Consider the following 4222-nt stretch of genomic DNA (forward strand, 5'->3'; position numbering starts at 1 on the left):
CGCTGCTGGTATAGCCGGAAGTGAACAGAACTTTCAGCGCGAGGTCGTTGCGCTGGGCCTCGTCGGCGAGCTGGCGGCCGTTGACGTCCGGCATCACGATGTCGGTGAATAAAAGGTTTACTTTCGGGTCTGCCTTCAGCAGCTTTAGCGCGGACGCGGCGCCGTCCGCTTCCAGAACCGTGTAGCCGAGTTCGCGCAGCATATCGACGGTCAGATTCCGGACCCGCCCCTCATCTTCGACGACGAGTATGATCTGCATGGCATTACCGGTTGGCATCGGCCTGACCGGCTCAGGCTTGGTCAATGTCGCCCCGACACCCAGGAAGCGGGGCAAATACATTTTCACCGTGGTGCCCTGTCCCGGCTCGGAGTAGATCTTGATGTGGCCGCCCGACTGTTTTACGAAGCCATGCACCTGGGACAGACCGAGGCCGGTACCTTTGCCAACTCCCTTCGTGGTAAAGAAAGGATCAAAAGCCTTGGCGATCACATCCGCTGACATGCCCGCACCATTATCGCTGACGGCGATCATGACGTATCTTCCGGCGGCCACATCGGGATGTGCCGCGGCGTAACTATCGTCCAGGCTGGCGTTGGCGGTCTCGATCGTGAGACGGCCGGAATCGGGCATCGAGTCGCGGGCGTTCACGGCCAGGTTCAGGATTGCGTTCTCAAGCTGGCTGCCGTCGGCATGGGTGCGCCAAAGACCTCCGGCAAGAATGGTTTCGAGCCGCACATGTTCGCCGAGGGTCCGGCGCAGCATCTCGGACATTCCAGCGACAAACTTGTTGGTCTCGATGGGTTCGGGGGCAAGCGGCTGCTGACGTGAGAAGGCGAGCAGGCGATGGGTAAGGACGGCAGCCCGTTCGGCACCTTCCATGGCGGCGTCGACGAAGCGTTCAAGGTTGCTTTCGCCGCGCGACAGCCGGCGTTTGAGGATATCCAGGCTGCCAATCACGATCGCAAGCATGTTGTTGAAGTCATGCGCGATCCCGCCGGTGAGCTGCCCGATGGCGTCCATCTTCTGGCTCTGGCGCAGTTGCTGCTCGATCAGGCCGCGTTGTTCCCCCTCGTGCACAAGCCTTTCGTTGGCGAGCGATAGCGAACTGTGGGAGGCGGCCAGCCCGCGCGACTGACGGCGTTCATTGACGATCGCTATCAGCGCCAGCGCAATCGCCATCATGACCATCGCGACCGTCCCGAAAAACAACCAATAGGTGATCCGGTCAAGTTGACGTTGACGAAGATCGATCAGCTGTTCTTCGCCAACGACCATTTGCGCGATGGTGGCACGGGCGCGGTCCATCGAGGCTTTTCCGGCGCCGCTGCGAATCGCATCCAGCGCCTGATCCCGCTCGCCGGCGCGCTGATGATCGATGCTGTTCGAAAGCAACGCCATCATCTCCTGGGTCTGAAGCGTCAAGGTCGCGAGCGCCCGTTGCCCGCCGGATTCCGAGATCAGCGCGGCCAGGCTCTTGAATTCGCCATCGAGTGCGCCAGAGGCATTCCGGTAAGGCGTGAGATAGCTTTCGTCGGTCGTAAGCAGATAACCACGTTGGCCGGTTTCAGCGTCTTCGATGAGGGACAGCAACTGATAGAGTCGGCTTTCCACTCCCATCAGGCGCCGGACCGATTCGCTGCCATGTTGTTGCGCGACGCTGGACCAGACAATCGCGGCGATGGCCGCGGCAACGAATGCCATCCCGACCGCAAGGGCCGTCATGCGCGGTGAAAGGAGTGTCCTCATGTGCGATCCAAGACCGCCGCGGGTCGATCGCAACGGCTTTGCGAGCTTTGCGTTGCCCATTCATCCTCAACGCTCGCCAATTGGATGGTGCCGCGCGGGCCGATTCGTGCCAGGAGGAGCCTGTGGGAAAACAAAGGCGAATCCATGTTCCCGTGGCAGGACGGGCTTTTGGCCACCTGACCTTTACGACGATGCCGGGAACAGGGTGCCGCGCAATCGGATATCTGCGATACCGGCCTCTTCAACATCCGAGGGGCCGCAATGATCAGCAAGAGAGCTTTCCTGCATTCGGCGGCGCACGCCGGGACGGCCTTGCTCGGCGCGGGCTTGACGGGCTTGGCGCGGGCTCAAACAACTTACCCATCCCATCTGGTGCGATGGGTGGTGCCTTACGCGGCGGGCGGCGCGACCGACGTGCTGTCGCGCCTGATTTGCCGGCACCTGTCGGAGCGGCTCGGCCAATCCTTCGTGGTCGAGAACAAGCCGGGCGCCGGCAGCAACATCGGCACCCAGGCCGTCATCAACGCAGCCCCGGACGGCCATACGCTGCTCTTGACCTCTACCGCCAACGCCATCAACGCCTCGTTCGATCCCGCGCTGCCTTTCGACTTCGCCAGGGATATCGTCCCGGTGGCGGGGCTCGCCCGCATCCCGCTGGTGCTGGTGGTCAACAACGACCTCCCGGTCCATAGCGTGGCGGAATTCATCGCCTACGCCAAGGCCAATCCAGGCAAGATGAGCATCGCCTCCTCCGGCGTCGGCACCTCGCTGCATCTGTCCGCCGAACTGTTCAAGGCGATGGCCGGCGTGCAATTCGTTCACGTGCCCTATCGCGGATCGGCGCCGGGCCTGACCGATGTGATGAGTGGCCAGATCCAGGGCATGTTCGACAACGTCACCTCTTCCTTCGAACTGGTGCGCGCGGGCAGACTGCGCGCGCTCGGGGTGACGACGCATGAGCGATCGGACACGCTGCCCGACGTGCCGCCGATCAGCGACAGCCTGCCCGGTTATGAAACCAGTTCGTTCTACGGGGTCGGCGCCCCGCGCGACACGCCGCGAGAGATCGTCGATCTGCTCAACAGGGAAATCAACGCCGCGCTGGCCGACACCGCTATCAAGCAGCGGCTCGGCGAACTCGGCGCCATCCCCATTGCCGGCAACGCGCTCGAATTCGCCGCCATGCTCGCGACCGAGACCGAGCGCTGGCGCAAGGTGGTGGAGATGTCGGGACAGAGGAAGGAGTGAGAACATATCGAAACCGCCTCAAACGCCGGGATATTTATTCCTGGCTCTTGCGAGATCGCTGCCGCCGCGGTTTCTCGCTCGCCGCGGCACTGCCGTGCCGTGAATCCAGCGTCGTGGCTCCGCCGCCGCCGGTTTGCACGCAAAGGCCATCGACGAAGACATCCAATAGCCGCAGCACGCTGTTCTGCCAGCCGGGCTGGTCGTGCAGGTAGCACATGCCGACGAGCGCCCGCAGCAGGTCTTCGGGGCTGATATCCGAGCGGATCAGGCCTGCGGCGACGGCGCGGTCCAGCAGGGCGCCGACCGCCTTGGTCAGGCGATCGAATGAAAACACCGTGAGTTCCGAGGTGCCATGCACCGCAAGCGCCAGCGCCGCCGACATGCCCTTCTTGGTGGCGACGAACTCGACATTGGATCGCAGCCAGCGGCGCAGGGCCTCGACCGGGTCCGCCTCGGTTTTCAACGCTTCCGCCAGTTCCGAGAGCTGCTGGACCTCGCGTCGATAGACCGCCTCGAACAGCGCCTCGCGGGTGGGGAAGTGGCGGTACAGCGTGCCGATGCCGACGCCGGCGCGTCTGGCCACGGCCTCCAGGCTGGCATCCGGCCCGCCGGCGCTGAAGACGGCTTTCGCCGATTCCAGCACGCGCTCACGGTTGCGAACCGCATCGGCGCGCGGCCTGCGAAGCGTTGCTGCGGACTGACCTGCCATCTGACTAATCCGTGATCCCCGTCCCCTTGCAAACGGAGGATGCCTCCGTATACTATAGCACACGTGCCGATCCTGCCACTTGATAATTCGACGGGTCGATCCCAGCCGCCCTCCGCAAGGGGTGCGACGGCTTCGATTCCATTCGACCATAGCATTGATCGGAGCATTGCATGACCTTCTCCATCAGCCTCACCGTCAACGGTGTGCGGCGCAACGTCGAACTGGCGGACCCGCGCGTCACGCTGCTCGATCTCTTGCGCGAACGTCTCGATCTGACCGGCACCAAAAAGGGCTGTGACCGCGGCCAATGCGGCGCCTGCACGGTGCTGGTCGACGGGCGACGGATCAATTCGTGCCTTTCGCTCGCCATCAGCCACGACGGCGCAGACGTGCTCACGATCGAGGGCGTGTCGCGCGGCGACCAGCTGCATCCAGTGCAGGCCGCTTTCATCGCCCATGACGGCTTGCAGTGCGGGTTCTGCACGCCCGGCCAGATCATGAGCGCGATCGGCCTGATC

General features: G+C 63.5%; 4 protein-coding genes. 2 read left to right on the forward strand and 2 right to left on the reverse strand.

The features are described from left to right. On the reverse strand, window positions 1–1747 hold a 1747-nt coding region (locus tag ABSG20_RS31855; protein ID WP_423868424.1), incomplete at its 3' end, for a CHASE3 domain-containing protein. 261 nt (window positions 1748–2008) lie between these two features. On the opposite strand from ABSG20_RS31855, the gene ABSG20_RS31860 reads away from it, so the two are divergent. Then, complete coding sequence (locus tag ABSG20_RS31860) at window positions 2009–2995, forward strand: Bug family tripartite tricarboxylate transporter substrate binding protein (protein ID WP_423868425.1); 987 nt, start codon at window positions 2009–2011, stop codon at window positions 2993–2995. Window positions 2996–3029: 34 nt separating this feature from the next. Here ABSG20_RS31860 and ABSG20_RS31865 read toward each other — a convergent pair whose 3' ends face one another. Continuing rightward, a complete protein-coding gene (locus ABSG20_RS31865) occupies window positions 3030–3704 on the reverse strand; it encodes a TetR/AcrR family transcriptional regulator (RefSeq protein ID WP_423868426.1) in 675 nt (224 codons plus the stop codon). Between the two features lie 170 nt (window positions 3705–3874). On the opposite strand from ABSG20_RS31865, the gene ABSG20_RS31870 reads away from it, so the two are divergent. Next, window positions 3875–4222 (forward strand): (2Fe-2S)-binding protein (locus tag ABSG20_RS31870; RefSeq protein WP_423868427.1); only part of this gene is annotated, 348 nt, incomplete at its 3' end.

Source organism: Bradyrhizobium sp. (assembly GCF_049512235.1).
Lineage (GTDB): Bacteria > Pseudomonadota > Alphaproteobacteria > Rhizobiales > Xanthobacteraceae > Bradyrhizobium.